Here is a 25,644-nt window from a genome sequence, read left to right on the forward strand (position 1 = left end):
CATTACGTTAAATATGGTATAAGCCTTATTGCTTTCTTACCGCTAACCATAAAGGCATGGCAAAAACAGTCAAGTAAGAACCGTATTTTTGCTTTGATGATCACATTCATATTGTCGTTCACATTGATGCCAGATCATTTACTGGCAGAACTATAAATAATAAACTATAGAATTTGCTGCCACCTTTAACCTGTTGACGAGTGACGATAATTTATGCCTTCCCGACTCATTAAACTGACGATCTTAGCGACGCTAACAACCCTATTAAGCGGCTGCTACGAGCGCCATCGAACAACAGACAGTTTATGTGAAAGTTACCCCGCATTGTGTGCAGAACTAAACGTCAACGATGGCCAGTGTCGTATTCAACGCACAAATTTAATTTGGCAGCGTTTTGATGTGCAGAAAAACCCAACAGATGCAGAAAAATTCAAAGAGCTTCAATTCACATATGATTATCAAAAATGCTTAGAGTACGCGGCACGTATTGAGCCAACAGAATTAAAAGAACGTAAGAGCATCCGCATGAATGCACTCATTCATAGCTACAACTCCCTAAAACGTTTGAACTTAGAACTATCAAAGTCACCGGATCCTGACATTATTTATTACCGTTGGAGCCAAGGTGATCAAAATGCATTGCGTCAATTTTTATTATTAGAGGGTACCCAAAAATTAGAAACACCCGCTTTGCAGCTCGCTCTCGCAACCTACTACACCTATAAAGATAAAGAAAAAACATTGGCGCTATTGAAGCATGCGCTAGAGCTGTATAAAAAAGGCGATAGAATTCAGCCTGAAATTATCCAGAGTCTGGCTACCATTTCACATCAGGAAGGGTTTACTCAGAATGCGTATATCTGGGCAACAGTAGGATCACATTTTAACCTACCCGTCGCGAACAAAGAAAAGCTTGCGGCTTTATACCCAATGGCAGACAGTAAACGAGAGGCATTAGATAACAGTGCTAATAAAATCACAAATGCTCTCAAGAAAGGGAAGTTCACAGCAGATATGATGAAATAAAACCACAAAATAACGAACCAGTATATTCCGGTATCGTAGCGTCTTACTGTTAATATGATATTTTTAAAAGGACACTCTCGTCCTTTTAAATTTCAATCACTTTTTAGTCTTTAGTTTCAAAGACTAAAGATACCGAGTTAACACAATACCGCTCACCAGTTGTGTTTGGCCCATCAGGAAATACATGCCCTAAATGACTATCGCAATTTGCACAGCGAATTTCAGTACGCTGCATACCGTGTGAAATATCTTCAATATATCGGACAGCTTCCTTATTCACAGGCGCATCAAAGCTTGGCCAGCCGCAGCCAGAGTCGTATTTGTTGTCGGATACAAATAAAGGCGCTTTACAACATGTGCAACTATAAAGTCCAGTATCACGATTATGCAGTAATGTTCCCGAAAAAGGAGCCTCAGTCCCCTTCTCTCTACAAATATAATACTGATCTTCTGTTAAGTGTTCTCGCCAATAAGCATTTGTTTTATTAGTCATTTTAAAACCTATTTTCATCCATTTCAGAACTAACTGACATTTAGGCTTGCCAATTATCACAACTGTAGCACATACTTTCTGCTCTGAAGATTTGTTTACTTGCCTAAGACAATTTTTTGTTATTAGGCACCATATTGAAAGTTAATAACTATAACGCTGGATATTTGAACGAATAGTGTGCAAATTAACAACGTTGTAGTAGGAATGTAAAAAAATACGGACTTTTTTTTGACCTTAAGCAATTTAAGTTCGTTTTTTACTTGCAGGGTCACTAAGGATTCTGTAATTTTACCACCAGTTATCTTTCATAAAAAATTAAGTTGTGGAGCTACTGTAATGACTATCAAAGTTGGTATTAACGGTTTTGGCCGTATTGGACGTTTTGTTTTCCGTGCATCTGTAGAGCGTAATGACATTGAAGTTGTTGGCATCAACGACCTTATCGATGTTGAATACATGGCATACATGCTTAAGTACGATTCAACTCACGGTCGTTTCAACGGTACTGTTGAAGTTGTTGACGGTAACCTAGTAGTAAACGGTAACACTGTACGTGTAACTGCTGAGCGTAACCCAGAAGATCTTAAGTGGGACGAAATCGGTGTAGACGTTGTTGCTGAAGCAACTGGTCTTTTCCTAGACGACACGACTGCTCGTAAGCACATCACTGCTGGCGCGAAGAAAGTTGTTCTAACTGGTCCTTCTAAAGACGCTACTCCAATGTTCGTAATGGGCGTTAACCACGCTACTTACGCTGGTCAAGACATCGTTTCTAACGCTTCTTGTACTACTAACTGTCTAGCACCTGTTGCTAAAGTTCTTAACGACAAGTTCGGTATCGAATCTGGTCTTATGACAACAGTTCACGCTACTACAGCAACTCAAAAGACTGTAGATGGTCCTTCAGCTAAAGACTGGCGTGGTGGTCGTGGTGCTTCTCAGAACATCATCCCATCTTCAACTGGTGCAGCTAAAGCAGTAGGCGTTGTTCTTCCTGAACTAAACGGCCTTCTAACTGGTATGGCTTTCCGCGTACCAACTGCAAACGTTTCTGTTGTTGACCTTACAGTTAACCTAAAAACTGCTGCTACTTACGAAGCAATCTGTGCTGCTATGAAAGAAGCATCTGAAGGCGAGCTTAAAGGTGTTCTTGGTTACACTGAAGACGCTGTTGTTTCTCAAGATTTCATCGGTGAAGTTCAGACTTCAGTATTCGATGCAAAAGCTGGTGTTGCGCTAACTGACAAATTCGTTAAAGTTGTATCTTGGTACGATAACGAAATCGGTTACTCAAACAAAGTTCTTGATCTAGTTGCTCACATCTCTAAGTAATTATTACTTAGTAAAGTGATAAAAAGGTAGCTATTAGCTACCTTTTTTTATATCTGTTATACACAGAACAATTGATAATTACACCGCCATATTCAATAACCCCACCCCTTTAGTATTATAAGTGACAAAACAACACTATAAATAGATCACTTTTAGTATCATTGAACCGCTACAGAGTCAGTTTTACATCCGTTCCCTTTGTTGAGATTTTACAAATTTAACAAATAAGTTTTCATAAATAATGATATTTTTAAACGAAAAATAAGTGCTTATTCCGCTATCTTTTCTACACGAAATTTTGATTAAATAGCTGAATAAACATTTAAATCATAGTTAAGTAAGGAATAGTCGATGGATTTACGTAAGCTTTCAACGATTAATGCACTTTCAGATGCTGTTACCATTTGTGAATTTCAGGGCGTGAAAATAGTTCGTGTTATTCATGATACTGCAGAAGCAGGTATATCTCTTCATGGTGGACACCTAATTTGGTTCAAACCATCAGGTGAGCAAGATGTAATATGGCTTAGTGAAAAAGCTGAGTTTGATACAACTAAAGCCATTCGTGGCGGCATTCCTGTTTGTTGGCCTTGGTTTGGTAAAGCGGCAACGCCATCGCATGGTTTTGCACGAAACAGCCAATGGACACTTAAAGAACACCGTGAAAATAGCAATGGTGTGATTATTTCGCTGATGTTAGAAGACTCTGAATCAACACGTGAAATGTGGCCACATAAATTCAAAAATGAACTGATTTTTGAAATTGGTACAGAGCTTAAAGTCCACTTAACATCAACCAATATCGATGATCATAGCTGGTCATACGGCGGAGCCTTACACACTTACTTTACTGTTGCTGATATTAATACCATTGAAATTACAGGTATGGGTAAAGAGTACAACGATAGCACACAAAGTGGAAAAATTGCTGAAGGTGGCGACACGCTCATATTCACTCAAGAGGTAGACCGCGTTTACACCTCACCACAAGACATCATCGAGATTAATGATAAAAATAATCAACGCCAAATTGCGGTTGAGAACCAAGGTCATAATGCAGCGGTTATTTGGAACCCTTGGCAAGAATTATCAATCAACATGAGTGACATGGCTGATAATAGTTTTGAAACCATGGTGTGTGTTGAATCAACGATTCACGGTCAAGGTATTGAGTTAGCGCCAGGTCAATCTCACACCCTAAGCACACTGATTTCTGTGAAAAAGTAATCGGGTTTTCATTCGACACCACTGAGCTGTAATATTCAGTTAAACAAGCCGCATAGCTGTGCGGCTTTTTAATACCGACATGCTAAAAACTCACAATCAGATTTCAAACGTCTTTGATTACAGCTATCTTCGATGAAAAAGAAAATTATCCACGACATAAGCAATGCTCATTAAGCCATCATATGCGATGTTGCTTCAATGAGTACCCAACCATTGCCGTCTGGATCCGTGAACGTTGCAAAGCGGCCGCCAATAAGTGACACAATCTCAGACAAGCTCACCCCCCTATCCGCTAATTCATTATAAGTTGATGTTATATCATCAGTTTTAACCACCAGGCCTTGTACAGAACCCGCTTTCATTCCAGCAAATGGCACCACTAAACTAATGGTTGTTTCCGCGCCTTTAGGTGCGAGCTGAATCCAGCGTTTCTTATTATTTGCATGATGATCACGTACTAATTCAAAGCCCAACGCATCACGATAAAATAACAATGACTGACCCTGATTAGAAACAGGAATTGATACTGTATCAACACGTGAAATACCCATAAATCAAAATCCCCTATCTATACTTTTTATTTTTCTATCTCTCAAGCTTAAAACAGGGTTGTTGATTTCGCTCGAAAAATAAGCATCAACAAAGAAAAATACAGCCAATTCAATGTATTTTTTTATTCACTCTCAAAAATAGACAAATAAATTCATTCGTATAGCACAAAAAATCACACAAACAGGTAAAAGTACATTTCTTATCATTATACGAACAGCCTTCAAAACGCAGTAATACTCCATAAAATCGACGTCAAAGGCTTTATTCAATTAAAGAATATCGATAATAAAGCATATAAAACCAAGATATATTAATTAAATGATGTTAACGACTATTGATAGAACAAATACTGAATATCAGCGAAGTTCAGTTACATTTTGCTAACAATCTTGCTTGCATCTCCCATTTTTTAAGAGGATAGTAAGATTGTGAACAAGAAATATACAAGCTAGCGAAATGAAAGAAAAAAGGAAATTTATTTAAAAACCAACAACTCAGTGCAGCATTTTGATCAGTTAGGTCTAGTCTTAGATATGAGGGATGTGAAAGTTTTTTGTTTTCGTCCTTTCTAATTGATTAAAGAACGATTCAGGGGGCATACCATGAGTATTTTTGACCATTATCGTCAACGCTATGAAGAAGCCAAGGATGAAGAGCTTTCGTTGCAAGAATTCCTTGAGATCTGCCGTAATGACCGTAGTTCATATGTGAACGCAGCAGAACGTCTGCTTATGGCCATCGGTGAACCAAAAATGATCGATACCGCTCAAGATCCATGCTTGAGCAGACTTTTCTCTAACCGTGTGATTTCACGCTACGAAACATTCGAAGATTTCTATGGCATGGAAGATGCGATAGAACAAATTGTTTCCTACTTAAGGCATGCAGCACAAGGCCTAGAAGAGCGTAAACAAATTTTGTATTTACTTGGCCCTGTAGGTGGCGGTAAATCATCATTAGCTGAAAAGCTAAAAAGCTTAATGCAAAAAGTACCCATCTATATTTTAACGGCAAACGGTGAACGCAGCCCCGTTAATGACCACCCTTTCTGCTTATTCGATAAAAATGAAGATAGCGATATTCTTAATAAAGAATATGGCATTCCAGATCGTTATCTAAATAGCATTATGTCTCCTTGGGCAGCAAAACGCTTGCATGAATTTGGCGGTGACATCACCAAATTTAAAGTTATCAAGGTACGTCCATCTATTCTAGATCAAGTCGGTATTGCTAAAACTGAGCCTGGTGATGAAAACAACCAAGATATCTCAGCCTTAGTGGGTAAAGTAGATATTCGCCAGCTTGAGCACTTCTCACAAGATGATCCTGATGCATACAGTTACTCAGGTGCCTTGTGTAAAGCTAACCAAGGGATGATGGAATTTGTAGAGATGTTTAAAGCGCCGCTAAAAGTGCTGCACCCTCTACTAACAGCCACACAGGAAGGCAACTACAACGGTACTGAAGGTTTATCAGCACTGCCGTTTGACGGTATCATTCTGGCTCACTCTAATGAATCTGAATGGCAAACATTCCGAAATAATAAGAATAACGAAGCCTTCCTCGATCGTGTTTACATCGTGAAAGTGCCTTATTGTTTACGTGTTTCGGAAGAAATCAGAATTTACAAAAAACTACTGCAAAACAGTGAACTATCTTCAGCGCCATGTTCACCTAGCACGCTAGAAATCCTTGCTCGATTCACAGCACTTTCTCGTTTGAAAGAGCCTGAAAATTCAAGCATCTATTCAAAAATGCGTGTCTATGACGGTGAAACATTAAAAGATACCGACCCTAAAGCAAAATCGTACCAAGAGTACCGTGATTACGCAGGTGTCGATGAAGGAATGAACGGTCTATCGACTCGTTTTGCCTTTAAGATCCTATCCCGAGTCTTTAACTTCGATCACTCTGAAGTTGCAGCGAACCCAGTGCATCTATTCTACGTACTTGAACAGCAAATTGAGCGTGAACAATTCCCGCAAGATCTGTCTGAAAAGTACCTTGAATTTTTGAAAGGTTATTTGATTCCGAAATATGTTGAGTTTATTGGAAAAGAAATCCAAACCGCATATCTTGAGTCTTACTCTGAGTACGGTCAGAACATCTTTGATCGCTATGTGAGTTACGCTGATTTTTGGATTCAAGATCAAGAGTACCGCGACCCAGATACAGGGCAACTATTTGACCGTTCAGCATTGAATAATGAATTGGAAAAAATTGAAAAACCTGCTGGGATCAGTAATCCAAAAGATTTCCGAAACGAGATTGTGAACTTCGTACTTCGTGCACGAGCTAACAATGCAGGAACAAATCCAAATTGGACCAGCTATGAAAAACTGCGCACTGTAATTGAGAAGAAAATGTTCTCAAATACAGAAGAACTGCTTCCTGTTATTTCCTTCAATGCCAAAACATCAACAGATGAACAAAAGAAACATGATGATTTTGTCGCTCGAATGATGGAAAAGGGTTACACCCGCAAACAAGTACGGTTGTTATCTGAATGGTATCTACGCGTACGTAAGTCTTCATAAATACAGAAGTTGATAAACACGCGGTAGGATAAATAAACAGGGGGAGAGCTTATGGCGCATTTTATAGACCGCAGGCTCAATGGTAAAAATAAAAGCACGGTGAACCGCCAGCGCTTCTTACGCCGCCATAAATCGCAAATTAAAGAATCAATTGCGGATGCGGTCAATAAGCGCTCGATCACCGATGTTGAGAGCGGGGAAGATATTACTATCCCTTCTCGCGATATCAGAGAGCCAAGCTTTCATCAGGGCCGTGGTGGACAACGTAATGTTGTTCACCCAGGCAACGACCAATTTAGCCCCGGCGATCGTATTGAACGCCCCCCTAGTGGGGGTGGGCAAGGTGGCGCAGGTGAAGGTCAAGCTAGCCAAGATGGTGAAGGAGAGGATGAATTCGTCTTTCAAATATCGAAAGATGAATATCTTGATTTGCTGTTTGAAGATTTGGAATTACCAAACCTTCAAAAGAACCAACTCAATAAAATTGTTGAATGGAAGACATTTCGTTCTGGTTATAAATCAGCCGGTGTACCGTCGAATATTGCAATAGTACGATCATTACAAAATTCGTTAGCACGCCGAACTGCAATGACAGCAGGAAAACGCAGACAGCTACGTGAATTTGAACAAGCCCTAGACTTGTTACAGACCACTGAACCTGCACAACCATTTGAAGAAAAGAAAATTCTAGACGAAATAGAGGCACTGCAAAAGAAAATAAGCAGTGTGCCGTTTATTGATACCTTTGACTTACGCTACAAAAACTATGAGCGTCGTCCTCAGCCAAGCAGCCAAGCTGTTATGTTCTGCTTAATGGATGTCTCTGGTTCGATGGATCAAGCCACAAAAGACATTGCGAAACGCTTTTATATTTTACTGTACTTGTTTTTAAATCGAACCTACAAGAATGTAGATGTGATCTTTATTCGCCACCATACACAAGCTAAAGAAGTCGATGAACACGAGTTTTTCTACTCGCAGGAAACTGGGGGCACGATTGTATCCAGCGCCTTACGTATGATGAATGACATCATCAAAAAGCGTTACTCCCCTGCTGAATGGAATATCTATGCGGCTCAATCATCTGATGGTGATAACTGGGCTGATGACTCGCCAGGCTGTCGTGAATTACTCAATAAAGAGATTCTACCAGTAACCCGTTATTACTCTTATATCGAAATAACTCGACGAGCACATCAAACGCTCTGGAGAGAATACGAAGCACTGCAAGGAACTCACGCCAACTTTGCAATGCAAAACATAAGGACTGTGGATGACATTTTCCCTGTATTCAGGGAGCTATTTAAAAAACAAGTCAGCTAGTGGCTAACACGTGTTGATGATTCGTTTTTAATGTCAATAAGCGCTTTTGGGGAGTGTGTTATATGGTTACAACCACAAAGACAAAAACACTCAGTGATGGTCCAGATTGGACTTTTGACCTACTTGAACAGTATCACGTAGAAATCAAACGTATTGCTGACCATTATCAGTTAGATGCCTATCCCAATCAGATAGAGATCATCACAGCTGAACAAATGATGGATGCTTATTCCAGTATAGGCATGCCAATTAATTACCATCATTGGTCATTTGGTAAACGTTTTATCGAAACAGAACGTGGCTATAAGCATGGTCAAATGGGTCTGGCTTATGAAATTGTTATAAACTCAGACCCTTGTATCTCTTATCTAATGGAAGAAAACACCATCACTATGCAGGCGTTAGTCATGGCGCACGCATGTTATGGTCATAACTCTTTCTTCAAAGGTAACTATTTATTCAAGACATGGACAGACGCAAGTTCGATCATTGATTATCTTTTATTTGCCCGTAAATACATAACAGAATGCGAAGAAAGGTATGGCGTCGAGGATGTCGAAAGACTACTCGATTCTTGCCACGCATTAATGAACTACGGTGTAGATCGCTATAAACGACCACAAAAAATATCATTAGTAGAAGAAACTGCACGCCAAAAAGCACGTGAAGATTATTTACAAACTCAAGTAAATTCACTATGGCGCACAATTCCGGTAAACGAAGAAAAAGAAAACCATTCAGAAGAGGTTCGCTTCCCTTCTGAGCCCCAAGAAAACATTCTTTATTTCTTCGAGAAACACGCCCCCTTGCTAGAGCCTTGGCAAAGAGAAATAGTTAGAATTGTGCGTAAAGTTAGTCAATATTTCTACCCGCAAAAACAAACCCAAGTCATGAACGAAGGTTGGGCGACGTTTTGGCATTACACCATCATGAACCACCTCTATGACGATGGATTAGTCACTGATCGTTTCATTATGGAGTTTCTTCACAGTCACACCAATGTCGTGGCACAGCCTGAATATAATAGTCCTTACTACAGCGGCATTAACCCTTATGCCCTTGGTTTCGCTATGTTCCAAGATATTCGACGTATGTGTGAAAAACCAACAGAAGAAGATAAACAGTGGTTTCCTGATATTGCAGGTAAAGATTGGTTAGAAACCGTACACTTTGCGATGAGAAATTTTAAAGATGAGAGCTTTATTAGCCAGTATCTTTCGCCGAAGTTAATGCGGGATTTTAAACTCTTTGCCGTCAATGATGATGACAGACACAACTATGTGGAAGTCGATGCGATTCATAATGAAGAAGGCTATCGTGCCATCCGTGAAAAGTTATCCTCTCAGTACAACCTCAGTAATAATGAGCCCAATATTCAAGTTTGGAATGTGGCACTTAGAGGTGATCGTTCATTAACTCTTCGTTATGTACCACACAATCGTGTACCACTCGCAGATAGCTATAATGAGGTGATTAAACACTTGCACCGTATTTGGGGATTTGATGTAACGCTTGAAGAAGAGATGCCTGATGGCAGAACACAAATTCTGGCAACTTGCCCTATTCAAAATCAATATAACACTGAAATATAAAGCCTATTTTATATTACAGAATGTGTAAAAAATAACGTAAAGAAGACAATAAAAAAGCCGAAGGTAATATTACCTTCGGCTTTTTATATATCTAAATTAAAGAACAGTTACTGCTCTTCTTCGTATAAGTAACGTGCAATTTCGATACGATTACTGTACCAAATCGCACCACTTTCACGGCCATATTTCTTTAAACGATCGGCAACATGTTCCGGTTGATTATTATCACAGTAAGACTGCATTTCACGGTAGAAATCTAGTGCTAACTGGCACGCTTCTGGGCTCATGAAATAATAACCACCCACACGGGTGTAAATTTTACGCAAACCATTAATCGTCAATACATACAACTTGTTACCTGATTTGCCCGCTAAACCTTGGAACAAACGATAATCATAATAGTTAAATGCACGAGCACGGCAAACTGCTTCACACAATTCAGGATCCGTTTTGCCATATTTATCAACAATTTTCTTAACTTGCTGCATAAGTGGCAACTTGTCATCGCTGTTTTCTACGAATTCAGCAAAGCTATTTGCATTCAACAGTTCTTCACATGATTGAATAACATGCTCAATCAATTCACTAGATTCTTTACCGTTACCCTTCACGGCATAGCGCATGAACACACTGCTGATATCAGTACGAGCAGCTAATAGATCTTCAAGTACACTCTGAACATCTTGACCGTCTAACGTAATCAAAGTGTCTAAAATACTAAGACCTGAAGTCTCCATATAATTATTCACACGTGTTGGTTTACCGTGTTGGATAGTCAACCATCCATCACGAGCTAACCGTTGTAACACTTCACGTAATGTTGTTCGAGTTACGCCAATCAGTTCTGATAATTCACGTTCAGCTGGAAGAATCGAACCCTGAGGAAAGTGACCATTCCAGATACTCTCAATGATATATTTCTCAGCAAACGTTGCTGGGCTGTCAGCCTTTATAACCATTTAAATGCTATCCAATTTGCTTCTTGTTTATATTTTATTCACTCATCATACCACTAGTTCAAGAATAGGCGAAATTACAGAAAGGATTATAACTTGGCTATAGATGCACATTCAGGCCTGGATGTTAAGTAAAGTTGATTCTGCGCAACATTTGCTTACACTTTTAACTGTAAATTGCATACCGTGAGTTTCTAGCACATTAATATTCTCATTTTGAGGTGAAACCTGAGTAATTTATGTAACATCAGCTTACATAACTTGACTGATTCTGATCTAACGGTACAGTTAGCATCGAATAAATAATGGGAGCTGAATGGACGCTGCTGCCTACTTTAAGTTAAACACCATCTATTTAATCAACCAGATATGATGTTTAGCTTAGAGGTCTGATTTAGATACAAAGGCCGCGCCCAGCTCATTTATTAACACGTACACTATAAGAGACCCCCAAAGATGGCTATTTCGCTAGGGAACGCGTTTATTAAGAACTTTTTAGGTAAAGCGCCTGATTGGTATAAAATTACAATAATTTCCTTTCTTATCATCAATCCTTTTGTTTTCTTTTTAGTTGATCCTTTTGTTGCTGGCTGGCTGTTAGTTGTCGAATTTATATTCACATTAGCAATGGCACTAAAATGTTACCCTCTCCAACCTGGCGGATTATTAGCTATTGAAGCTGTTGCTATCGGTATGACTAGCCCAGCTCAGGTCAAACATGAGCTGGTTGCGAATATTGAAGTACTACTACTACTGATCTTCATGGTAGCTGGCATTTACTTTATGAAGCAGCTACTGCTTTATATCTTTACTAAAATACTGATTGGTATTCGCTCTAAGATTCTGCTGTCATTATCTTTTTGTTTAATGGCTGCATTTCTTTCCGCTTTCCTTGATGCACTAACAGTTATCGCCGTTGTTATCAGCGTTACAGTCGGCTTCTATAGCATTTATCACAAAGTAGCATCAGGACAAGATCCTAATACTTCTCATGATCACACCACAGATACTCACGTGCGTGAAGTGAGCCGAGATGATCTGGAAAATTACCGCTCATTCTTACGTAGTCTACTTATGCACGCCGGTATCGGTACAGCATTAGGTGGCGTAATGACAATGGTTGGTGAACCTCAAAACCTGATTATTGCCGACCAAGCTGGTTGGTTATTTGGTGAGTTTATTCTTCGCATGTCGCCAGTGACGGTTCCTGTTTTTATGTGTGGATTATTGACGTGCGCTTTGGTCGAAAAATTCCAAATTTGCGGTTACGGAACACATTTGCCTGAAAACGTACGTAGAATTTTGGTCGATTATGATAACGAAGAACGCAAAAGCCGTACAAATATCGATTACGCTAAATTAACAGCGCAAGCACTGATCGCAGTATGGTTAATTATCGGTCTAGCCATGCACTTAGCAGCAGTAGGCTTGATTGGTTTGACTGTTATTATCTTTGCTACATCGTTTACTGGTGTTACTGAAGAGCATGCTTTAGGTAAGGCGTTTGAAGAAGCGTTACCGTTTACCGCATTATTAGCCGTTTTCTTCTCGGTAGTTGCTGTAATCATTGACCAACAGTTATTTACACCGATTATTTCTTGGGTGCTGACCCTTAACGGTAATGCACAGATGACGATGTTCTATATCGCCAATGGTTTACTTTCTATGGTGTCGGATAACGTCTTTGTTGGTACGGTTTACATTAATGAAGTCAAATCTGCTTTAGTCAATGGCGCGATTACTCGTGATCAATTCGACATGTTAGCGGTTGCCATTAACACGGGTACAAACCTACCGTCAGTGGCAACACCAAATGGTCAAGCTGCATTCTTGTTCGTACTGACCTCAGCACTTGCTCCTTTAATCCGCCTTTCGTATGGTCGTATGGTATATATGGCATTGCCTTATACTATTGTACTTGCACTGGTTGGCTTAGCAGGTATCGAATTTATGCTTCTGCCAATGACTGAATGGTTCTACGACATGGGCTGGCTGGTTCATAATACGGGTGAAGTTATGTCGACGATTGCACCTGCGGCTGGACATTAATTGAATTATTCTCGATTATGAGTGTCTGATAGAAATGTAAAAGCCCTGATTAGTCAGGGCTTTCTTTTATACTTTTGACTTCAATTAGCTTAGAGAACATCATATGCAATTTCTGAACACATTCTCAAAAAGCCGTATATCTTGGTTACTGTTACTACTGTGTATTGTCTTTTTCGAGGGCAGTGCTCTGTTCTTCCAACATGGTATGAAACTAGGGCCTTGCGTAATGTGTATTTATGAGCGCGTTGCCATGATGGGCATTGCGTTTGCAGCACTGTTAGGCGCTATTGCTCCACAATATGCCATCATTCGTTGGGCTGGGCTTATTGCGTGGGGTTACAGCGCAGTAAGAGGCTTACAGCTATCGATTGAACATGTGGGTTATCAATTCAACCCCTCACCTTTTGCAACCTGTGATCTCTTTGTACAGTTCCCTAATTGGGCACCATTGAATAAATGGGTTCCATGGATGTTCGAAGCTTACGGCGATTGTGCAGAAGTTGTTTGGACTTTCCTTGGGCAATCAATGCCACAATGGCTCGTTATTATCTTTGCAGGTAATTTAGTCGCATTAGCATTGATCGTTATTGCTCAGTTTTTTAGTAAGAGGACGAATACCATTCTGGATATGTAAATGTCTAGATTGATATAAAACACCATTAAACGGTTTAAACAAAAAAGGAGAACATCACGTTCTCCTTTTTTAATGTGCTCTATTTGGCGACTAAGGCCTCTAAAATAGGATAGTCTGCAGGGCAAAGTGCATAATGGCTTATTTCCGTTAACTCAGCCCATACACTCGCTTGATGGCTGTGTAAAACTAATGAGCCTGATTCCCAATGGCTGAGGTATCCTTTCAAATGAATTATCTTATCGCCATGATCAAACACACTGTCAGCTAAAAACCGACCTGTTGTTGTTTGAATAGCCAGCTCTTCCGTTAGCTCTCGCTCTAAAGCAGCTTGAGGGGTTTCTCCCTCTTCCACTTTACCACCGGGGAATTCCCATAAACCACCTTGACAGGCATGTTCAACACGCTGCGCTAATAAATAACGACCTTGTTTTTCAATCACCCCAGCCACAACCAAAATAATCGGTTTAATGCTTACCGATTCCGCAGTGTTGCGCATATTTTTTTGCGGCATTACTTACCACAACATTGCTTGAATTTTTTACCACTATTGCATAAACAAGCATCGTTACGGCCTGTTTCTTTATACGGGTTTACAGCTTGTGCACCCGCGCCCTGCTGTATTTCATCAGCAGCCATTACCACTTCACCAATCATAAGTGATACCTGAGGATAAAGATCGCTCGGCGTTGGTAGGCTTGTCATTCCAGCCTCTTTCATTTGCGCTAATGTATCTTCTTCATCAAGCAGCAGCATCATCGTGGTAATAAGCGCAGACAACATGCGCATAGTGCCATCTGAAATAGCTTGTTCGGCCCAGTTAGGTTCGATTTGAGGCCATACACTTAGGAAACCTTCTGCAAAATGTCCTAACGATTCGTTTACCCCGTCTTCTACATTCCACACAAGACTTTCTGGTAGTTCGTACTCACCTGCTTTGATGTACTGATACTGCATTTGAAAGTGGCTAAGGATTGCCTTTTTCTGCTCATCGGTCACATCTTTTTGATCTTCTTCAACCACACCACCATTAATAAGTACTGGTAACCATGCTTCTGGAACTAGTGGCTTCGGGTTTGCATTCGCAGCCAAAAGTGCGCCTTCAATGAATGCGGCTGGCATGCCGTCCCAATCAGCTGGTAGTGTCATTAAATCTGTCATTTTATTTTCCGGTTCTATCATACGGTTCTCAATATAGCCCGATTATACCTCAACAACCTGAGGATGCGAGGAACAGGGCAGCAAACTCTACGTTAATAACCCCATCACTAACGTTAACAAATAGTTAAACCAAAGCGTGCAACTAAACTTTATCTTCAACCAACGCTGCAATTTTACATAAATAGTATTGAAATTTGATGAAGATAAAGGCAAAACTGGTTTTATTCTCGCTGAAACGAGCATATTGAGGTAACTTGGGTAGATATATATCCACATGACTTCATACGTCTTTCTTTTTGGTAGTTAGGGACAACATAATGCGTCAAGAAAAAGCGAGTGCGATTATTGCGGGTGCTAGTGGACTAGTTGGTGATGAACTTCTTCATCAATTACTGGCCTGCGAGCATTTTAATATCGTTTATTCTTTGTCACGCCGTGAACTGCCTTTTCACAGTAAAAATCTCACGCAAATTGTTCACCCAGAACTACGGGTAACAACATGGAACGAGACAGATCATACACCAACATACGGTTATATCTGCCTAGGCACGACGACGAAGCAAGCTGGCAGCAGCAAAGATTTAGAAGCTATTGATTATCAATTAGTCAAAGATGTGGCTAATACGATGCATTTATTGGGCGTAAAAAATATTACGGTTGTATCCAGTCTTGGTGCTCACCCGTGGTCACCTTCCCACTATTTACGCTGTAAGGGAAAAATGGAGCAAGCACTCAGCAAGATGGGCTTTGCTCGCTGCACATTTGTTAGACCAGGGCCATTAACGGGCGAACGTTCTAAACCCCGTAAAGATGAAATTATTGTTCAACGTTTATTTGAAATGATCCACCCTCTTTTGATGGGCCCTCTTGGTAATTTAGAGCCCATTCCTGCTGAAGATGTTGCCCGTAATATGCTTACCCTAAGTTTAGAACCTGAGTATACCGATAGTAAAAAAACACAGGTAATATCAGGAAAAGCATTAAAAAGAAAAAAGTCATCACACAAGAACGATAAGAATAAATCGGCTTAACGCATAAGATTAGATGACAAGCACGCCTTTGGGCACTAAAATCTCGCACCTTACACTTTTTGTAGCCACACAGATAAAGCCACGGGTGATATGCGAGTAATTTTAGGTCCAATGGAAGGTGTCTTAGACCCTTTAATGCGAGAAATACTAACAAACATCAATGATTACGATCTTTGCGTCACAGAGTTCGTTCGGATTATTGATAGCTTATTACCAAGTAGCGTTTTTTATCGCCTGTGTCCAGAGCTTCACCATGGTGGAAAAACAACGTCAGGAACACCTGTGCGTGTTCAACTGTTAGGTCAAGAGCCTGTATGGATGGCTGAAAATGCATACCGTGCAAGTAATCTTGGCTCGGCGGGTATCGATATTAATTTTGGTTGCCCAGCGAAGTCGGTAAATAAGAATCGCGGTGGTGCAGTTCTGCTTAAAGAACCCAAAAAGATTTACCAAATAGTCAAAGAAGTACGTAATGCTGTTTGCCCAACGAAACCTGTAACAGCAAAAGTTCGTTTAGGGTGGGATGACCCAACGCACTGCTTTGAAATTGTCGATGCCGTAGCACAGGCTGGCGGTGATGAAATTGCTATTCATGCTCGTACAAAAGTCGATGGTTATAAAGCCGAAACAATAAAGTGGGACTACATCCGTCAAGTAAAAGAAAAAAGTTCTATTCCCATTATTGCTAATGGTGAAGTCTGGAACTACCAAGACGGACAAGCATGCTTAAACGTTACCCAAACAGATGCCTTGATGATTTGCCGTGGTGCGCTCAATTTACCCAACCTGTGTAATGTCATAAAACGCAATGAAGCACACATGCCATGGCACCATGTTATTCAGCTATTGCTTAAGTTTTCTGAATTTGAAATCAAAGGTGATAAAGGGCTCTACTACCCTAATCGTGTTAAGCAGTGGTTTGCCTACCTGCGTCATGAATATCCTGAGGCTAAAGAATTATTTGTCGACATTCGCAGTTTGAATAAAGCAGCCCCCATTGTTGAAATTCTGCAACGGGCTCAAGCATTAGCACATGCTTAAGCCTTATAGTGACCTAAGTACTCGATCTTAATTTGTAAGACTTTCTCTTGGTATTAGATACACAAAACCCCGGCAATGCGTAACTTATAATAAGTCATCATTGCCGGGGTTTTATTAGAATTCAATAACGCGATTAACGGTTCGGGTGGTTGGTAATGTGATCTTCCCAATCGATGACGTCAATTTCATAGACAACTTGATCTTTCACCGATTCACCCGCTTTGTGCATGGCCTTTTTAGAGCCTGTAATTAAAGGATGCCACTCAGGTAACGGTTTGCCTTCAGCAAGCAAACGGTATGCACACGTTTCTGGTAGCCAAACAAACTCGTCGATACGCTCACGTGTTAGCTTTAAACACTCTTCACCAGACTCAAAACGGTTCTGATAGTCTTTACAAGAACAAGTGTTGTTATCCAGTAAGCTACACGCAACATTGGTAAAATAAATATCATCTGTCGCATCATCAATTAATTTATGCAAACAGCACTTACCACAACCATCACAGAGAGATTCCCACTCTTGATCTGTCATTATTGCTAATTCTTTATCTTCCCAAAAACGTACCATACTACCCAACCTATTCATTACCTAACCCTAGCCTATATAGCTAAGGAGGCGGTTTTATAGCTGTCTAATGATTAAAGTGCAAGCGAATACTGCGGATTAAGTCTTAAGAATAGCTGTAATAAGAGGCATTATTATTTACACCATTAAAAAGCATGAAATTTTGACCCCGAGAACGATGAGTGGTAACTTGCGCAACCTTTTGTAAATGTCGTGTTTGGTTGTAAAACCCAACGATATATCTTCGTGAAGTATAGGATATGAGATGGAATGTCGCTTAAGTTGTGGTGCCTGTTGTATTGCACCGAGTATCTCTTCTGCTATTCCCGGCATGCCAAATGGTAAGCCTGCTGGTGTTCGCTGCATTCAGCTAAACGAGAAGAATCTTTGCACAATTTTTGGTCAGCCAGAACGGCCAGCGGTATGCCATAATTTTAAAGCTTGCCCTGATATATGTGGTACATCAAACGAGCAAGCTTTAGCTATTATTATGGAACTAGAAAACATAACCTAATTACAAGTTGTGCTCTAATTGTTGTAATGTGTTAAACGGCTACGGTACCCGTTAAAATACGAATAGTTGATTTAGCATGCTCTACGGCTTGATGGCCAGAAAATGTTAAATAACCACCATCTTCTTGCGTTACTAAACCTTTAGTAAACAAGCGTTTTGCTGCTGCTACCATTTCAGGCGCAGCATCACCGCGGACCTTGATCCCTTCCAAATCGCTGTGCATTGGAAACCTAACAAGAAGGTTCATTTCATCAACAAGTTCTGCAGTATATGGCATAGTCACCTCTATATAATTTTACTACCAATCGAGACTTGGTCTGTTTTGTTTAAATACCAACTTGCTTAATAATAGCGCCTGATATGAATAAAAGTAGGTGTAGAGATCAATCTCTGGAAACCTTTAAAGCAGATATCGCGACCTAGTTCAAATATTTGGATATTTATACCCATCGTATTCATTATGCTGTCGCTCACTATGCCACCACTCCTGTTTATGACAAGTGCGCAATGCGCATAACAATGAATTCAATCATCTACTCAACGTTACAGACTCTACTTTTTGAAACCGATAACCATCTGTTCACCATACTCTCGTGGTACGAAAAAAGAGTGCTTCAATACAATTTTATACCAATTCCATAATTATAGATTTTAACCAGTATAGATTAACAGGCACAAAAAAGCCGCTCGATTAAAGCGGCTTCTATTTATACAGTTACATCGCTAATTCAATGCCTAAGCTTGAATACCAACAATCAACCAAGGTGCATTAGGCGTACGTAAATCACGCTCTAAATGCCAAACATCGGTAATGTCAGCTTCATGCTCTTCATTACGATCTTTGTAACGACCTGAGAATTGAATACTTAGCTGTGCTAAATTCGCATCAAAGTCAGCACGTACCATTTCAGTATCAACATACATCACTTCTGTATGCTGCTCACCTTCAAGTTTTGCACGCTCTGCCGTCAAATCAGCTAATAAAGCAGGTGAAACGTATTCACGAATTTTATCAAGCTCGTTGTGGTTCCATGCACCTTGTAAAATACGGTAGTGATCACGAGCACCGCTCAAGAACGCATTCATATTGAAATTAGGTGGCAAATTAAACGGCACATCGCTATCTGTTGATACATAACCAGATTGTTGAGGCGCTGCATTCATTTCAGGCGCTTGTTGACGCTGCTGAGTATTGTGCTGCTGTTGCGGGGAGTTCCCTGCATACGCTTCACGATGACCCGTTGGTGTCCCTTTAGTGCCACGCATTGTTTTGAATAGCTTGAAGATGACAAATGCAATCAGACCAAAGATAAGAATATCCATGAATTGAATGCCGTCAAACGCACCACCAAAGAATGCAGCAAGTAAGCCACCAGCCAATAACCCGCCCATCAAACCACCCATCAGACCTTTCTTACCTGATTGTGCAGCCGTTGGATTTTGTTTATTAATTGTATTCGTTTGTTGTGGCTGTTGCTGTTTCGCAGGCGCTGTTTTAAAGCTTTTACCAAACGATTTGCCACCACCAAATTTCTTTGCTTCTGCATGAGGAGCCGAAAACGACACCGCCACGATCAAAGCAAACAGAGTAAAGAAGCGTTTCATATTATTATTACCTTTGCCATGTTCTGATTGCATCCTATCTGTATACTTTAGAAAGTCAATCAATCCTCATCTGCAAATTGTTACTAATGATGATGATAATGTAAAAATACGTTCAAACGGTTGAATAATAGACTTTTTAATCCATGCTGATTAAAGATATTAAACGGATAAACTAATATTAAGATCGAAACACATTAACAAAAAAAGATTGATATTCACTTTTATCTGTACAATCTGACAGTGACAAATCATAAATAAAGATAAAAGACTAGTATGTTGTTTCAAAACAATTTTTTATTGCACTTTTCTCTATAAACCTTGTCAAAAAATGAATATAACAAGTATATAACCTTGTGGCGTAACCACTCTAAATAAGAACAACTACGGGAATATTTATGCAAGATACACATAGTAAGTTAATTGGCTATTTATTATGGATTTTCGGCTTCACAGGTGCTCACCGATTTTACTATGGCAAACCTGTTACTGGCACAATTTGGTTCTTAACATTAGGTTTGTGCGGGATAGGCTGGTTGATCGATTTATTTCTCATCCCCGCGATGGATCGCGAAGCGGATTTTCGCTTCCAAGCAGGCGATATTGATTATACCGTCGGGTGGCTGTTATTAACGTTTTTAGGTGTCTTTGGTCTTCATCGAATGTATATGGGTAAATGGCTTACTGGTATTCTATATTTGTGCACTTTTGGTTTCTTTTTAATCGGTATTCTTGTCGATTTCTGGACGTTGAACGATCAGATTTCAGTCAAAAATTCTGAACGTAGCGCATAAACATTCAATAAAATCATGTTTTTTTGTTGGGCTATATTTATGATAACACTCTAAGTGAGAGTGTTATCACATATAGGCTTTTATTCGCACTCAGAGTTGGCTAATTACTTGACCATATCGTAAGTGAGCAACTAGAATATCGAACGTCGTTCTATAATTAAGCTAAGTCACAAAACGACGGCTATGTTGCCTTTTTCTTCATTATAATAATAACAACAAATAAATCATTAAGAGTACTATTCGATGGCAAGACGAAATGACCACACTCGCGAAGAGTTGGTAAGCATGACACTAGAGCAAGTGAAGCTTTTTTTAAATGAACACCCGCATCACGAACTAAGTTTACGAAAAGTCGCTGGCATGATTGGCTATGTACCAAGCACATTAGTGAATGTATTTGGTAACTACAACCTACTACTGCTTCATGCTGTAGCGCAAACACTTGATGAATTATTCGCTGAAGCTGAAGCTCAGATGAATTCAGCAACATCACCAGAAGATGCACTTCGTAAGCTCGCTTATTGCTATCAAGAATTTGCAGCCGCTCACCCTTATCGCTGGCAGTTAATTTTCCAGCACACAATGAATGGTGATGAGCTTCCTGAATGGCAAGCTGAACGAATCAATAATATGACAAGTATGCTTGAAACCTTAATTCGTCAAATTACCCCTCAAAAATCTGATGCTGATATCTTAGAAGCAAGCCGTGTTTTATGGGCGGGAGTTCATGGTATTACGTTATTAAGTGTTGATGACAAATTATTCACTTCCGTTCCGGTTGACGCAAAAGCACTAATAGACAACTTATTAGATACATATTTAAACGCTTGGAACGCATAAGCGGAGTATTTGATGAGTGTTCAGCCCCAATCGCGCCTTTTAACTAAGCAGCGGTTTTTACCCTATTTTCTTACGCAGGCTCTTGGGGCTTTTAACGATAATGTCTATAAGAATATCTTACTCATTCTTATTGCATTTTCTGCTCCTGGTACATTGCCCCTCGATTCAGATCTGATCATTAACCTCGCAGCTGGCTTATTCATACTTCCTTTTTTCCTTTTTTCAGCTTCGGCAGGTGTATTAGCAGATAAATACGATAAAGCGCAGATTATGCGTATCGTAAAGTTTGCTGAAATTATTATTATGGCTTTAGCTGCTATCGCCTTTCTCACCGAAAGTTACATGATGCTGCTGATTCTATTATTTTTGATGGGAACCCAGTCGGCATTTTTTGGCCCAGCCAAATATGCACTTTTACCCCAACATTTAAGAAAAGAAGAACTCGTTTCAGGTAATGCGTTGGTCGAGACCGGTACTTTTCTAGCGATTCTACTGGGTACCTTGTTAGCTGGCGTGATAGCCAACCAGCAAGATGCTCCTTTAATTGCAGCAATTAGTGTCGTCTCTTTTGCTGTTTTAGGGTATGCCACGTCCCGTAAAATACCTGAAGCGAAACCGAGTAACCCTAATATTGAATTTAAATGGCAACCAATTAAACAAACATGCCATACATTAGCAATAGCCAAAAAAGACAAAACCGTTTTTCAATGTGTGTTAGGCATTAGTTGGTTTTGGTTTTTAGGGGCATGTTACCTAACGCAATTCCCTAATTTTGCTAAAATTCACCTTGGTGGTGGCGCGGCTTCTGTCTCTTTCTTACTCGCATTATTTTCAATTGGCATTGCTACAGGCTCACTATTATGTGACCGCCTGTCTGGCCACCGAATTGAGCCAGGTATTGTTCCTCTGGGTAGTTTTGGTATTACTTTATTCAGTGCAATTCTTTTCTTTGCTTCGCCAGATGTAGTACCAATATCAAACAGTTTTATTGAGTTTATTGCTCAGCCTGAGCTTTTCCATATTTTCATCGCATTAATACTATTAGGCGTCTCTGGCGGGATATTCATTGTGCCTCTTTACGCCATGATGCAAAGCCGTGCAAAAGAAGATGAGCGCGCACAAATCATTGCGGCAAATAACATTTGGAATGCGCTATTCATGGTAGCGAGTGCCATTCTATCGATTGTCTTTTTGTCGGTATTAGAATTTAGTATTCCTCAGTTCTTTCTGTTTCTATCAATAGCTAACTTTGTTGTTGTTGTTTACCTATACGTGCAAGTACCCGATTTCTTCTGGCGCTTTTTGGTGTGGGTCGTTACACATACCATGTATCGAGTAAAACACAAGGATTTAGAGAATATTCCCCTACAAGGCGGTGCACTGATTGTCTGTAACCATGTCAGTTACATGGACGCATTATTATTGGCGGGAGCTTACCCTCGTCCTATCCGTTTCCTAATGGATAAAGACATTTCTAGCCTGCCATTTATCTCGACATTCTGTAAAGCCTGTAAGGTAATTCCTGTTGATCCTAATGATCGTCGTTCAGTGTATAGAGCCTTTTCGCAAGTCACCCAATATTTAGAAAATGGCGACATTGTTTGTATCTTCCCTGAAGGGCAACTCACCTACGACGGTGAAATAGGCCCATTCTTACGTGGTATTGATATCATTATTAAGCGCTCTTCTGTTCCCGTCATTCCCGTTGCTTTACAGGGGTTATGGGGCAGCCTTTTCAGCCGAGAACGAGGTTGCGCTCTATTGAAGATGCCAAAACGTTTTTGGTCAAAGGTTACTGTCGTCGCAGGAGAACCAATTTCACCATCAGACAATACTCATAGCTCAGAACTGCGTGAACGAATCGTTGCCTTACGTGGCAATAATCCATAGGTGGCGAAATAATACAAAAAAGGGCGATGATCAATAACACTGATCATCGCCCTGTTTTTTATATCACATCATTTAAAGCTGCAGCGCTAACCACTCACTTAACTGCTTACGCGACACTTTAATACCCGATGTTGCTAGTTCCTTTGGCAATGCTAGGTAACGAATCGGTCGCTTAAAACTCACGATGTTATCTGTCATGTGGCTTTCTAGTGATGCAATAACATCATTAGATAATACCGAGTCGGTATCTACGATGGCGATTGGTCGTTGCCCGAATTCTGCATCATCCATTGGCAATACAAAAGCTTGCCTGACACTCGTATGGGTCATTAATACTTTCTCGACATCTTCTGGTTGAATATTCTCGCCACCAGAAATAAACATGTTATCAGCACGCCCCAATATGTGCAGTTCATTGCCTCGCCATTCACCTAAATCACGGGTGGCAAACCATTCTCCGTCACAAGCTGGAAATATCATTTTATTACGATAATACCCCAGGCATAAGGTCGCGCCTTGAACATACACTTCACTGTCTTTAATCATAAAGTTACGGTTGCCTAAAACAGTGCCTACGCCCCCGCTCGCATCTGCTTTTTTTGCAGTTACGGTCGACCCCATCTCTGTCATACCGTAACCACACCAGCAGCTAATACCAATACGTTCAGCGGCATCTGTTAAGCTAACAGGAATAGCTGCACCACCCAATAACACTTGTTTCAATCGTAAAGTGTCATTGCCCTCCCCCTGCTTAGAGGCTAATAAACGCTGAAGCTGCGTCGGCACGAGAGAAGCATGCGTCACCATAGTCAGTGAATGCTCAAAACAGGCAGGCTCCGTAACCACCAGCTTGGCACCTCGGTATAACCAGCGCCAAAAAATAGCGAGCCCTGAAATATGAAACAAAGGTAAAGATAACAACCAACTGTCATCACTGCCAAAATCCATCATTTCAAGTAACCCTTCAGCACTGGCAAGATGATTTTCGGCAGTATGAACGGCGGCTTTAGGTATACCCGTTGAGCCAGATGTCAGGGTTAGGGTTGCTGGTCGTGTTTGCTGCCAAGTAACAGGTACAATACGAGGTTGTTCTGGCTGCAATAAATGCAGGCGTTTACCTGTTGTGAATTGATGAACAGTACGTGCTGGATACCAAATGTAATCATTATTTAATCGAGCTAGTTGTTCATTTAGCTCTATTTCTGTATTTTTCGGATTTAACCCAACATAACGGGCACCAATGCGTAGCGTAGCTAAAATAAGCCATATAACCTGAATCGAATTAGGTGCAACGATCGCAATCATTTGATCACGTTTGACGCCTTGTTCAATTAAGCCCTGTGCATACTCATCAACGCGATGGCTCATTTCCGCCCAGCTGAATCGTTGCTCGCCAATACATTCACCGTCGACACATTGTGCACCAAAAGAAAGAGCGACCGCTGACGGTCGCTCCTCTGCCCAATGTTGCCAAGGCCATGTGGCGAAGTATTGAGTTACTTCTGCCATACCACCTCTAAATCAGACAATGCTGTTTTCGGTAAATCACAATCAGGCCACGACGTTTCAAGTTGCGCCTTAAATAGTTGCATTGTATCTAAACCAGGAATAACACCCGGTGTTTGCCATTCTGCAAAGCGAGCTAGCTGGTTTAAGCCAAGGCTAGACTCCATACTAGAACTGATAACAGCCGTAAGCCCTATCGCATGCGCTTGCTTAACTAAGTCCATACAACGCTGCACAGAGCCCACTAACGTTGGTTTGATGATAATAGCAACCACGCCAGGTTCAGCTTTTACTTCAAAGCCTTCGTCACGCACGGTTTCATCCCACGCGATGTTAATACCCGTTTCTTTAGAAAACGCCAAGCTGTCTTCTGGTGTCTTACAAGGTTCTTCTAGGAACGCGATACCAGCACGGTGCTCAGGCTTCACATACTTCGCAAACTGCTGTGCTTTAATCGGCGTCCACTTACGGTTCGCATCTAAGCGCAAACGTACTTCAGGAATCGCTTCAATAAACATATTTGCCACGATGCCATCACGCACCGCTTCATACATACCTACTTTAATCTTTGCGACTTTCTCACCTGGCATTTCATTCAAGCGAACGATCAAATCATCAGGATCGCCAGAACATAATGGCGCGACTAAATAATTACCTTTCTTTGGTAACTCTGAAGCCAGTTCTAACATTGCCATGCTCAAACCAAACGCAACCGATGGCAGCGCTTGTGATAAGTCAACGGTTTCAGCTTGAATCCAACTTTCAAGTAACTGTTTTGCTTGCTGGCCAGCTTGCTCGACAGTTTCATGACTAAACTCAGGTAAAGGTGCAATCTCACCGAAACCGACTTTATCGCCATCACGTAATTCAACGATCCAACCTTCACGTGTTGCTAGGCGTTGAGTGCGAAGAATAACACCTGAATCCATAGGCAGTTGGTATTGATATAATTTCGCGCTACGAATATCTTCTTCTGTCAGAA

24 protein-coding genes are annotated in these 25,644 nt (G+C 40.6%); 14 read left to right on the plus strand and 10 right to left on the minus strand.

Going from position 1 to position 25,644, the window contains the following annotated elements; all coding sequences use genetic code 11:
- Nucleotides 1–213: 213 nt before the first annotated feature.
- Nucleotides 214–1,026 (plus strand): DUF2989 domain-containing protein, encoded by an 813-nt coding sequence (locus C9J47_RS13035; protein ID WP_107253932.1) that lies wholly within the window; start codon nucleotides 214–216, stop codon nucleotides 1,024–1,026.
- A gap of 103 nt (nucleotides 1,027–1,129) precedes the next feature.
- On the opposite strand, the gene msrB is transcribed toward C9J47_RS13035, so the two are convergent.
- Nucleotides 1,130–1,519: a peptide-methionine (R)-S-oxide reductase MsrB gene (gene msrB, locus C9J47_RS13040; protein ID WP_245903454.1), complete on the minus strand. Its 390-nt coding sequence runs from the start codon at nucleotides 1,517–1,519 to the stop codon at nucleotides 1,130–1,132.
- A gap of 336 nt (nucleotides 1,520–1,855) precedes the next feature.
- On the opposite strand from msrB, the gene gap reads away from it, so the two are divergent.
- Nucleotides 1,856–2,851 carry a type I glyceraldehyde-3-phosphate dehydrogenase gene (gap, locus tag C9J47_RS13045; RefSeq protein ID WP_006233021.1) on the plus strand — a complete coding sequence of 332 codons (996 nt, stop codon included), beginning with the start codon at nucleotides 1,856–1,858 and terminating at the stop codon, nucleotides 2,849–2,851.
- 351 nt (nucleotides 2,852–3,202) lie between these two features.
- Complete coding sequence (locus C9J47_RS13050) at nucleotides 3,203–4,078, plus strand: D-hexose-6-phosphate mutarotase (protein ID WP_107253934.1); 876 nt, start codon at nucleotides 3,203–3,205, stop codon at nucleotides 4,076–4,078.
- Nucleotides 4,079–4,248: 170 nt separating this feature from the next.
- Here C9J47_RS13050 and C9J47_RS13055 read toward each other — a convergent pair whose 3' ends face one another.
- Nucleotides 4,249–4,629 carry a VOC family protein gene (locus tag C9J47_RS13055; protein WP_011219262.1) on the minus strand — a complete coding sequence of 127 codons (381 nt, stop codon included), beginning with the start codon at nucleotides 4,627–4,629 and terminating at the stop codon, nucleotides 4,249–4,251.
- 603 nt (nucleotides 4,630–5,232) lie between these two features.
- On the opposite strand from C9J47_RS13055, the gene C9J47_RS13060 reads away from it, so the two are divergent.
- The 3 genes from C9J47_RS13060 (at nucleotide 5,233) to C9J47_RS13070 (ending at nucleotide 10,082) form a co-directional block, all read left to right on the plus strand.
- Nucleotides 5,233–7,167, plus strand: coding sequence for a PrkA family serine protein kinase (locus tag C9J47_RS13060; protein WP_107253935.1), 1,935 nt, complete (start codon nucleotides 5,233–5,235; stop codon nucleotides 7,165–7,167).
- Nucleotides 7,168–7,218: 51 nt separating this feature from the next.
- Nucleotides 7,219–8,490: a YeaH/YhbH family protein gene (locus C9J47_RS13065; protein WP_107253936.1), complete on the plus strand. Its 1,272-nt coding sequence runs from the start codon at nucleotides 7,219–7,221 to the stop codon at nucleotides 8,488–8,490.
- A 62-nt stretch (nucleotides 8,491–8,552) separates the two neighbouring features.
- A complete protein-coding gene (locus C9J47_RS13070) occupies nucleotides 8,553–10,082 on the plus strand; it encodes a SpoVR family protein (RefSeq protein WP_107253937.1) in 1,530 nt (509 codons plus the stop codon).
- A 107-nt stretch (nucleotides 10,083–10,189) separates the two neighbouring features.
- Here the strand turns inward: C9J47_RS13070 and fadR are convergent, their stop codons facing one another.
- Nucleotides 10,190–11,041 carry a fatty acid metabolism transcriptional regulator FadR gene (gene fadR, locus C9J47_RS13075; protein ID WP_107253938.1) on the minus strand — a complete coding sequence of 284 codons (852 nt, stop codon included), beginning with the start codon at nucleotides 11,039–11,041 and terminating at the stop codon, nucleotides 10,190–10,192.
- Nucleotides 11,042–11,494: 453 nt separating this feature from the next.
- Here fadR and nhaB point away from each other — a divergent pair, with 453 nt between their 5' ends.
- Together nhaB and dsbB are read left to right on the plus strand one after the other, a co-directional pair.
- Complete coding sequence (gene nhaB / locus C9J47_RS13080) at nucleotides 11,495–13,087, plus strand: Na(+)/H(+) antiporter NhaB (protein WP_107253939.1); 1,593 nt, start codon at nucleotides 11,495–11,497, stop codon at nucleotides 13,085–13,087.
- A gap of 103 nt (nucleotides 13,088–13,190) precedes the next feature.
- Nucleotides 13,191–13,721 carry a disulfide bond formation protein DsbB gene (dsbB, locus tag C9J47_RS13085; protein ID WP_107253940.1) on the plus strand — a complete coding sequence of 177 codons (531 nt, stop codon included), beginning with the start codon at nucleotides 13,191–13,193 and terminating at the stop codon, nucleotides 13,719–13,721.
- 79 nt (nucleotides 13,722–13,800) lie between these two features.
- On the opposite strand, the gene C9J47_RS13090 is transcribed toward dsbB, so the two are convergent.
- Nucleotides 13,801–14,232 (minus strand): (deoxy)nucleoside triphosphate pyrophosphohydrolase, encoded by a 432-nt coding sequence (locus C9J47_RS13090; protein ID WP_245903456.1) that lies wholly within the window; start codon nucleotides 14,230–14,232, stop codon nucleotides 13,801–13,803.
- Complete coding sequence (locus C9J47_RS13095; RefSeq protein WP_107254162.1) at nucleotides 14,232–14,879, minus strand: YecA family protein; 648 nt, start codon at nucleotides 14,877–14,879, stop codon at nucleotides 14,232–14,234. Before C9J47_RS13095 ends, C9J47_RS13090 begins: the two co-directional genes overlap by 1 nt.
- A 317-nt stretch (nucleotides 14,880–15,196) precedes the next feature.
- Here C9J47_RS13095 and C9J47_RS13100 point away from each other — a divergent pair, with 317 nt between their 5' ends.
- Nucleotides 15,197–15,910, plus strand: a complete 714-nt coding sequence (locus C9J47_RS13100; RefSeq protein WP_107253941.1) for an NAD(P)H-binding protein — start codon at nucleotides 15,197–15,199, stop codon at nucleotides 15,908–15,910.
- Between the two features lie 90 nt (nucleotides 15,911–16,000).
- Nucleotides 16,001–16,951: a tRNA dihydrouridine(16) synthase DusC gene (dusC, locus tag C9J47_RS13105; RefSeq protein WP_107253942.1), complete on the plus strand. Its 951-nt coding sequence runs from the start codon at nucleotides 16,001–16,003 to the stop codon at nucleotides 16,949–16,951.
- Nucleotides 16,952–17,084: 133 nt separating this feature from the next.
- Here dusC and C9J47_RS13110 read toward each other — a convergent pair whose 3' ends face one another.
- Complete coding sequence (locus tag C9J47_RS13110; RefSeq protein ID WP_006233007.1) at nucleotides 17,085–17,519, minus strand: YcgN family cysteine cluster protein; 435 nt, start codon at nucleotides 17,517–17,519, stop codon at nucleotides 17,085–17,087.
- A 262-nt stretch (nucleotides 17,520–17,781) separates the two neighbouring features.
- Here C9J47_RS13110 and C9J47_RS13115 point away from each other — a divergent pair, with 262 nt between their 5' ends.
- Complete coding sequence (locus C9J47_RS13115) at nucleotides 17,782–18,030, plus strand: YkgJ family cysteine cluster protein (protein WP_107253943.1); 249 nt, start codon at nucleotides 17,782–17,784, stop codon at nucleotides 18,028–18,030.
- 31 nt (nucleotides 18,031–18,061) lie between these two features.
- Here the strand turns inward: C9J47_RS13115 and C9J47_RS13120 are convergent, their stop codons facing one another.
- Both C9J47_RS13120 and C9J47_RS13125 read right to left on the minus strand, forming a co-directional pair.
- A complete protein-coding gene (locus C9J47_RS13120; RefSeq protein ID WP_011219274.1) occupies nucleotides 18,062–18,307 on the minus strand; it encodes a TIGR02647 family protein in 246 nt (81 codons plus the stop codon).
- A gap of 458 nt (nucleotides 18,308–18,765) precedes the next feature.
- On the minus strand, nucleotides 18,766–19,635 hold the full coding sequence (locus tag C9J47_RS13125; protein WP_107254163.1) for a Tim44 domain-containing protein: 870 nt from the start codon (nucleotides 19,633–19,635) through the stop codon (nucleotides 18,766–18,768).
- Nucleotides 19,636–20,030: 395 nt separating this feature from the next.
- On the opposite strand from C9J47_RS13125, the gene C9J47_RS13130 reads away from it, so the two are divergent.
- The 3 genes from C9J47_RS13130 (at nucleotide 20,031) to C9J47_RS13140 (ending at nucleotide 23,156) form a co-directional block, all read left to right on the plus strand.
- Nucleotides 20,031–20,426 (plus strand): NINE protein, encoded by a 396-nt coding sequence (locus tag C9J47_RS13130; RefSeq protein ID WP_107253944.1) that lies wholly within the window; start codon nucleotides 20,031–20,033, stop codon nucleotides 20,424–20,426.
- Nucleotides 20,427–20,669: 243 nt separating this feature from the next.
- Nucleotides 20,670–21,266 carry a TetR/AcrR family transcriptional regulator gene (locus C9J47_RS13135; protein ID WP_107253945.1) on the plus strand — a complete coding sequence of 199 codons (597 nt, stop codon included), beginning with the start codon at nucleotides 20,670–20,672 and terminating at the stop codon, nucleotides 21,264–21,266.
- 12 nt (nucleotides 21,267–21,278) lie between these two features.
- Nucleotides 21,279–23,156, plus strand: a complete 1,878-nt coding sequence (locus C9J47_RS13140) for an MFS transporter (RefSeq protein WP_107253946.1) — start codon at nucleotides 21,279–21,281, stop codon at nucleotides 23,154–23,156.
- 72 nt (nucleotides 23,157–23,228) lie between these two features.
- On the opposite strand, the gene menE is transcribed toward C9J47_RS13140, so the two are convergent.
- Together menE and menC are read right to left on the minus strand one after the other, a co-directional pair.
- A complete protein-coding gene (menE, locus tag C9J47_RS13145; RefSeq protein ID WP_107253947.1) occupies nucleotides 23,229–24,665 on the minus strand; it encodes an o-succinylbenzoate--CoA ligase in 1,437 nt (478 codons plus the stop codon).
- Nucleotides 24,653–25,627 carry an o-succinylbenzoate synthase gene (gene menC / locus C9J47_RS13150; RefSeq protein WP_107254164.1) on the minus strand — a complete coding sequence of 325 codons (975 nt, stop codon included), beginning with the start codon at nucleotides 25,625–25,627 and terminating at the stop codon, nucleotides 24,653–24,655. Before menC ends, menE begins: the two co-directional genes overlap by 13 nt.
- Nucleotides 25,628–25,644: the final 17 nt, after the last annotated feature.

The organism is Photobacterium indicum (assembly GCF_003026215.1).
GTDB classification, from domain to species: Bacteria; Pseudomonadota; Gammaproteobacteria; order Enterobacterales; family Vibrionaceae; genus Photobacterium; species Photobacterium indicum.

What these genes read in the sequence shown, in the direction of transcription:
- C9J47_RS13035 (WP_107253932.1), top strand. Translation starts at nt 214, where the DNA reads ATGCCTTCCCGACTCATTAAACTGACGATCTTAGCGACGCTAACAACC.
- msrB (WP_245903454.1), bottom strand. Translation starts at nt 1,519, where the DNA reads ATGACTAATAAAACAAATGCTTATTGGCGAGAACACTTAACAGAAGAT.
- gap (WP_006233021.1), top strand. Translation starts at nt 1,856, where the DNA reads ATGACTATCAAAGTTGGTATTAACGGTTTTGGCCGTATTGGACGTTTT.
- C9J47_RS13050 (WP_107253934.1), top strand. Translation starts at nt 3,203, where the DNA reads ATGGATTTACGTAAGCTTTCAACGATTAATGCACTTTCAGATGCTGTT.
- C9J47_RS13055 (WP_011219262.1), bottom strand. Translation starts at nt 4,629, where the DNA reads ATGGGTATTTCACGTGTTGATACAGTATCAATTCCTGTTTCTAATCAG.
- C9J47_RS13060 (WP_107253935.1), top strand. Translation starts at nt 5,233, where the DNA reads ATGAGTATTTTTGACCATTATCGTCAACGCTATGAAGAAGCCAAGGAT.
- C9J47_RS13065 (WP_107253936.1), top strand. Translation starts at nt 7,219, where the DNA reads ATGGCGCATTTTATAGACCGCAGGCTCAATGGTAAAAATAAAAGCACG.
- C9J47_RS13070 (WP_107253937.1), top strand. Translation starts at nt 8,553, where the DNA reads ATGGTTACAACCACAAAGACAAAAACACTCAGTGATGGTCCAGATTGG.
- fadR (WP_107253938.1), bottom strand. Translation starts at nt 11,041, where the DNA reads ATGGTTATAAAGGCTGACAGCCCAGCAACGTTTGCTGAGAAATATATC.
- nhaB (WP_107253939.1), top strand. Translation starts at nt 11,495, where the DNA reads ATGGCTATTTCGCTAGGGAACGCGTTTATTAAGAACTTTTTAGGTAAA.
- dsbB (WP_107253940.1), top strand. Translation starts at nt 13,191, where the DNA reads ATGCAATTTCTGAACACATTCTCAAAAAGCCGTATATCTTGGTTACTG.
- C9J47_RS13090 (WP_245903456.1), bottom strand. Translation starts at nt 14,232, where the DNA reads ATGCCGCAAAAAAATATGCGCAACACTGCGGAATCGGTAAGCATTAAA.
- C9J47_RS13095 (WP_107254162.1), bottom strand. Translation starts at nt 14,879, where the DNA reads ATGACAGATTTAATGACACTACCAGCTGATTGGGACGGCATGCCAGCC.
- C9J47_RS13100 (WP_107253941.1), top strand. Translation starts at nt 15,197, where the DNA reads ATGCGTCAAGAAAAAGCGAGTGCGATTATTGCGGGTGCTAGTGGACTA.
- dusC (WP_107253942.1), top strand. Translation starts at nt 16,001, where the DNA reads ATGCGAGTAATTTTAGGTCCAATGGAAGGTGTCTTAGACCCTTTAATG.
- C9J47_RS13110 (WP_006233007.1), bottom strand. Translation starts at nt 17,519, where the DNA reads ATGGTACGTTTTTGGGAAGATAAAGAATTAGCAATAATGACAGATCAA.
- C9J47_RS13115 (WP_107253943.1), top strand. Translation starts at nt 17,782, where the DNA reads ATGGAATGTCGCTTAAGTTGTGGTGCCTGTTGTATTGCACCGAGTATC.
- C9J47_RS13120 (WP_011219274.1), bottom strand. Translation starts at nt 18,307, where the DNA reads ATGCCATATACTGCAGAACTTGTTGATGAAATGAACCTTCTTGTTAGG.
- C9J47_RS13125 (WP_107254163.1), bottom strand. Translation starts at nt 19,635, where the DNA reads ATGAAACGCTTCTTTACTCTGTTTGCTTTGATCGTGGCGGTGTCGTTT.
- C9J47_RS13130 (WP_107253944.1), top strand. Translation starts at nt 20,031, where the DNA reads ATGCAAGATACACATAGTAAGTTAATTGGCTATTTATTATGGATTTTC.
- C9J47_RS13135 (WP_107253945.1), top strand. Translation starts at nt 20,670, where the DNA reads ATGGCAAGACGAAATGACCACACTCGCGAAGAGTTGGTAAGCATGACA.
- C9J47_RS13140 (WP_107253946.1), top strand. Translation starts at nt 21,279, where the DNA reads ATGAGTGTTCAGCCCCAATCGCGCCTTTTAACTAAGCAGCGGTTTTTA.
- menE (WP_107253947.1), bottom strand. Translation starts at nt 24,665, where the DNA reads ATGGCAGAAGTAACTCAATACTTCGCCACATGGCCTTGGCAACATTGG.